We start from the raw sequence: 5,535 nt of genomic DNA on the forward strand, positions 1-5,535 counted from the left end.
AACCGGTCTTTGGAATTATCAAAAGTGTCATGGGTTTCAGGAGATTCAGCCTGCGTGGCCTTGCAAAAGTCACAACTGAATGGACACTCGTCGCACTCGCATACAACTGCAAAAGAATGGCGCGGCTTCAGGCAGCATAAGCCCGCTCAGCCGCGGCGTTATCAGCCCCCAAATGCCCAATCCGACAGGCTGCTAAAGGGTTGGGGATTCCTTGACTAAGCGGATCTAAATTCGTAGCTGCATCTGGTCAGCGTGTGCATCAGTTCCGACTGCCGACATAAATGTCGTGCTTGATGCTGCGTAGCTCGCTGGTTGGCTCTTTGTAAACGGGGCGATTACAGGTAGATTTTGAATTTCAACAAAACAATAAGCGCATAGGATAGGCACAATGGCTTTAGACGGGACACGAAAAGCACTTAAAGAGTTGGGAAATACTGCCTCTCATAGGATTCCTGAGGACGAGATAATTAGTAATCTGAGAACAGAAAGCGACAGAAGTGTAATTGTTTTCCTCGGAACTATAATTGAGGATTCTCTTAAGAGAGAAATAACGAAATCTTTAACTGGTCTCGAAGAACAAGAAAGAGACGCTTTTTTTGATTTTAACGGTGTTGCCGGCACGTTTTCATCCAAAATAATTCTAGCTAAGCCTTAGGTATTATCGACTCTAATACAAGAAATAAGTTATATCTTCTAAGAGATATGCGTAATTGTAGCGCGCATGCGGCACAAAGTGTGTCCTTTTCGACGAAGGAAATTGTTGATGCAGCACGCAACTTCATGCCTCCAGAGCTTCAAGACGTTATGAACGTAAAGGACGAAAAAGAATTACGTAATTGCTTTACTTTGGTATGTACAGCCATGATGGCCCAAATCGAAGAAGGTAATGCCGAAGCAATGAAAGATGCAATATCGACTATTAAGCGCACGAATTAAACTCCATGAGCTCCATGCGCATACATGTTTTTTATGTCCGTTATGCGAAAAGCGTTTAAACATCGAGGATGTCGGAGATGAGGACGGTAGCGGTCCTTTGGTGGATAACGAATGCCTAAATCGATAGACGGCATTGGTGGGGGTGGCCCTTCGAGGGCGCCACGTCTGTCGCCGTCCTCGGCAATGGCCCGCGTGTTGCGTGATCTTTATCGAGGCTTACCGGCGTGGGCTCATTGTGAGGGTCGGGCAGTGCCTGGTGGTACCGGCAGAACAGAAGAGGCCTTACGACAACGTGGCTTCGTCACCGGTTCCGGCCGAAATCTCGTCCTTACCGAGGCGGGACGTCAATGCATCGCGAGACTCGAGCGGGGATAGTTGACCCATATTTAACGCCCGGAAGCTCCGGCGTTCGGGCCGTAGGTAGGGCCGTTGGATGTTTCAATCTAGTGTTCGCTGCTCGGCCATCAGGCTGGTGAGCAGGTCAGCATGTGTTTGGGATCCAGAGGGCGCTGAAGCGCTGCGGCATCTGCCCACGGCGCATTCAGCCAGAGAGCGATCTCGTTTGGTGTTTCGAGAATGACCGGCATGGCTTTTGGATGAACCGGCGCTACGATGGCGTTGGCCTCGGTCGTCAGGAACCCGAATACGTCGGCCGTTACCTCGCCTTCGCGCATTTTCCGAACAGAGGTCCAGGACGTCCACAGGCCGGCGAAGAACCGCAATGGCCGCTTTTCGGTGGCAGCGAACCAGACCGGCTGGATCCGGCCATCAGGCAGAAGGCTATTCTCGGCGAAGGCAGTGAACGGCACTAGGCAACGATGCGCCGGGCCAAGCCAGCGGCGCCAGTGAGGTGATTCCGTGTTCCGGATATTGGTGACGCCGCGATCGACCTTGTGGCCCTTCAGCGCGAAGGCCGGAGAGGGCATGCCCCAGCGGGCCATCACCAGTTCCCGGCCGTTCGAGCCGTTCCGCACGATCGGTGCAGCATAATCGGGATAGATGGAGGGCATCGCCGGCAGGTTGCCAGCGCGATCGGTCACCGCAGCTGCGGCAGCGCGGATCGTCGATGACGAGCTTTCCATGGCATAAAGGTTGCACATCGCCCCAACGTTCCCGGCTGACACTCGGTATGAGCAGAGCGTACTTCCGGCATCGCCGTCCATCGAATGAATCGCTTGTGTTCTCCTTTTGTTCCTGCCTATGATCCGGCCGATCCTGAGGGAGCGGGAGCGAGCGGCGATGAACCAGCACACAGAGACGATGGAATTGCTGCGCGAGCAGATCGCGCGGATCGAACGCCGATCGAGGGTATCCGACCCAGCACGCCATCTCCGCACCGGCCTGGTCGAAGTCGATCGGCACCTCGGAGGCGGCCTGCCATGCGGCGTCGTGCATGAATTCTACGGCGCCGGCAGCGACCTGCGTGTGGCGGCCAAGCCATCACGCTTCATCGCCTCGATCCTGGCGGATACCGAGGGACAAATCGTCTGGATCTCCGGACGCTACCTGGATCTGCACCTGGCCGGCATCCGGGCGGCCGGACTGGACGCCGGCAGGGTGATCTGCGTCGAGACCAGGCCCGAAAACGTGCCCCGGCTGTGTGAGGATATTCTGCGCGAACGGGCTGTGGCGGCCGTGGTAGCGGACCTGGACATGCCGCTCTCGCTGACGGCGTCGCGGCGGCTACAGCTTGCATCGGAGGCGGGCGGCACGACCGGCTTTCTGCTGCACCGCGAGTCCGCGCCGCCCGATACCGGCCGGCTGCCTCCAAGTGCCTGCCAGACCCGCTGGAGAGTCCGTGGAGAGCCCTGCGTTCTGCCGTTCTCTGCTTCGATCCCACTTTCTGCCCTTGGTCCCGAGCGCCGGACGATCGAGTTGCTGCGTCAGCGCGGCGGCCATGCCGCGTCCTGGTCCTGTGAGATTCCTCCTTATGTCACGCCGCATCATCTCCCTCTGGCTCCCGTTCTGGCACACGGACCTATGGCGCCGGCGCAATCCGGACCAGCCGGCAGAGTCGGGACTGGCGCTGCATACGCATGATGGACGCCGATATGTGGTGGCCGCGGCGGACCGCGTCGCGCGGGCGGCCGGGGTCGTGCCCGGGATGGCGTTGACGCACGCTCAGGCGCTGGTTCCAGACCTGTTTGCCCCCCTGCTCGATGCAGACGCCGATGGGGATGCTCTTGAACGCCTTGCAGAATGGTGCCTGTGGCTGTCGCCCCTGGTTGCGACCAATCCGCCCGATGGGATCTGGATCGACAGTACGGGATGCGATCACCTACAGGGCGGCGAAGCGCCAATGCTCGATACGCTGGCCGATCGTCTGGCGTCGCTGGGGCTGACCTGTCGCCTGTCCCTCGCCGAGACGCCGGGCGCAGCGCATGCACTCGCCCGCTACGGGCGGAATGACCGCATCATCCTGCCGGCCGGCGGCCAGGGCGCCGCATTGGCCGCATTGCCGGTCGGAGGCCTGCGCCTGGCCAGCCAGACGGAAGAGGGCCTGCAACGGCTCGGCCTGCGCACGATCGGCGCTCTCCAGGCCGCCCCGAGAGCGCCCCTGACGCGGCGCTTTGGTGCCGACCTGATGCGGCGCCTGGACCAGGCAATGGGCGCCGTGTTCGAGCCGATTCAACCGCTGCGCCCAAGGGACGCGATTGTGCCGCGGCGCAGTTTCGTCGAGCCGATCGGCACACCTGAAGCGATTGCCACGGTAATCGAGGTCCTGGTCGACGATGCCTCGCGCGACCTGGTGCAAAGAGGCGTGGGTGCTCGCCTGATTGATCTGATGTGCGAACGCGTGGACGCCTCGATGCAGGTCTGCTGTGTTGGTCTGGCCGCCCCGGCTTATGAAGCGGCGCATATTGCCCGGCTGCTGAAGGAACGGATTGAGACGATCGAGCCGGGATTCGGCATCGAAGCGATGCAGCTCGTCGTCGTCCGGACCGAGCCGATCCCCGCGGACGGTCGCACGCGCGGGCTGCTCGCCACGGAACACGTGTCGGAAGGTCTCGCCTGCCTGCTCGACCGGCTACGGAATCGCAAGGGTATAGAGCAGATCTACCGGCTGACTGAGGCAGGCTCGCATCTTCCCGAGCGCACGCAGGTTCGGGTGGCACTGCCTGACGCGAGCAGGCGGAAGACAAAGCCGATCGCATGGCAATGGAGCGCTCAGCGCCCTGCCCGGCTGTTCCCCACACCCGAACCGATCATGGTCCTGAGCACGTTGCCGACCGCCCCGCCCCGCCTCTTCGTTTGGCGCGGCGGGCGGTATCGGGTGCGGGCCGCCGACGGCCCGGAGCGGATCCATGGAGAATGGTGGCAGGATGCAGAGGAATATGGCGCAATCCGCGATTACTGGGTCGTCGAGGACGACGAGGGAGGCCGCTTCTGGCTGTTCCGGCAAGGAGACGGTGTCCATGAATGGTCGGGCGATCTCTCTTGGTTCATCCATGGGGTGCTCTGATGGCGGAAGAGCTGAAGCCGGCGGATCCGGCCGAGATTGCGGACGTGCTCAGTCACGCTCTGCGCTATGACGGCCGCCGACGCGTCCATGACGCCGACGAGCTGATGGCTCGCCTGGTTGCCGAACGCCTGGTCGAACATCTTCGCCGCTGCGGCTTCCGCCTGGTGCGGTGCGACGCCGGCGCTGCGCTGCCCGACACCAGCCAGCATCGCCATCCGAATGTTGACCGCCGGCCCGGCGATGGCTGACAGCGCCGCCCCCTATGTCGAATTGCAGGTCGCGACCAATTTCTCCTTCCTGCGAGGCGCGAGTCACCCGCACGAGTTATTCGGCCGGGCAGCCACATTCGGTTACGGCACGCTGGGCGTAACCGACCACAATTCGGTTGCCGGGATCATCCGCGCGCATGTAGCAGCCGAGGAACATGGCGTGCGCTTGGTCCCGGGCGTGCATCTCGACCTCGTTGACGGGACCGCGCTCCTCGCCTACCCGATCGACAGGGCCGCCTGGGGCAGCCTGTGCCGTCTGTTGACGCTTGGACACAAGCGGGGCGAGCGGCAGGTGTTCACTCTGACTTGGGAGGACCTGGAGGCGGGCGGAGCCGGGCTCGTCGTCATCTTGCTCCCCGATATGCCGGATGCCGACCTGGCGCGCGTCTTGAGCCGCCTCGGGGACCTGGAACGAAAAGGCGGGATCGATAGCGCGTATCTGGGGCTGACCCTGCGTCGGCGCCCTGGCGATCAGGCGCGTCTCCAGGCTCTGGTGGATCTCGCCGGCCGAACGGGCGTGCCGACCGTCGTCGTCGGCGACGTGCTCTACCACGATGCGCAGCGCCATATCCTACAAGACGTGCTGACGGCGATCCGGCTGGGGGCTCCGCTCGATCAACTCGGTGCGGGACGCGAACCCTTCAGAGATCGGCACCTGAAGTCACCGGACGAAATGCTTGCCCTATACCGGGGGTTTGAGGCGGCGCTTGCGGCCACACGCACAATCGTCGCGCGGTGCCGCTTCAGCGTCGCGGACCTAACCCATCTTATTCACGGCATTGAGTATTTTGGGTGGATTTTTCTGCTTTTGTGGTTTGGGCGCGCGGGATCGCACCGGGTTGAGGCGGTGTCATTTTGAAACGGTGC

At 61.4% G+C, this 5,535-nt stretch carries 7 protein-coding genes; 6 read left to right on the forward strand and 1 reads right to left on the reverse strand.

All coding sequences use genetic code 11. The features are described 5' to 3' along the window. Positions 1–140: transposase (locus HLH48_RS22420; RefSeq protein WP_182999667.1), on the forward strand; the 140-nt coding region annotated here is incomplete at its 5' end. A 248-nt stretch (positions 141–388) separates the two neighbouring features. Beyond that, positions 389–655: a hypothetical protein gene (locus HLH48_RS22425; protein ID WP_182999668.1), complete on the forward strand. Its 267-nt coding sequence runs from the start codon at positions 389–391 to the stop codon at positions 653–655. A 745-nt stretch (positions 656–1,400) separates the two neighbouring features. Here the strand turns inward: HLH48_RS22425 and HLH48_RS22430 are convergent. After that, on the reverse strand, positions 1,401–2,036 hold the full coding sequence (locus HLH48_RS22430) for an SOS response-associated peptidase (RefSeq protein WP_182999669.1): 636 nt from the start codon (positions 2,034–2,036) through the stop codon (positions 1,401–1,403). 139 nt (positions 2,037–2,175) lie between these two features. Here HLH48_RS22430 and HLH48_RS22435 point away from each other — a divergent pair, with 139 nt between their 5' ends. From HLH48_RS22435 to HLH48_RS22450, 4 genes are read left to right on the forward strand one after another with little or no spacing between them, the layout of a single operon-like run. After that, positions 2,176–2,976: an ImuA family protein gene (locus HLH48_RS22435; protein WP_182999670.1), complete on the forward strand. Its 801-nt coding sequence runs from the start codon at positions 2,176–2,178 to the stop codon at positions 2,974–2,976. A gap of 16 nt (positions 2,977–2,992) precedes the next feature. After that, positions 2,993–4,399, forward strand: a complete 1,407-nt coding sequence (locus HLH48_RS22440) for a DNA polymerase Y family protein (RefSeq protein WP_264812887.1) — start codon at positions 2,993–2,995, stop codon at positions 4,397–4,399. Beyond that, on the forward strand, positions 4,399–4,647 hold the full coding sequence (locus tag HLH48_RS22445; RefSeq protein ID WP_182999672.1) for a hypothetical protein: 249 nt from the start codon (positions 4,399–4,401) through the stop codon (positions 4,645–4,647). The genes HLH48_RS22440 and HLH48_RS22445 overlap by 1 nt, the downstream gene beginning before the upstream one ends. Beyond that, positions 4,619–5,527 carry a PHP domain-containing protein gene (locus HLH48_RS22450; RefSeq protein WP_182999673.1) on the forward strand — a complete coding sequence of 303 codons (909 nt, stop codon included), beginning with the start codon at positions 4,619–4,621 and terminating at the stop codon, positions 5,525–5,527. The genes HLH48_RS22445 and HLH48_RS22450 overlap by 29 nt, the downstream gene beginning before the upstream one ends. The last annotated feature ends 8 nt before the right edge of the window (positions 5,528–5,535 follow it).

The organism is Gluconacetobacter sacchari (assembly GCF_014174255.1).
In the GTDB taxonomy this organism is placed as follows: Bacteria; Pseudomonadota; Alphaproteobacteria; order Acetobacterales; family Acetobacteraceae; genus Gluconacetobacter; species Gluconacetobacter sacchari.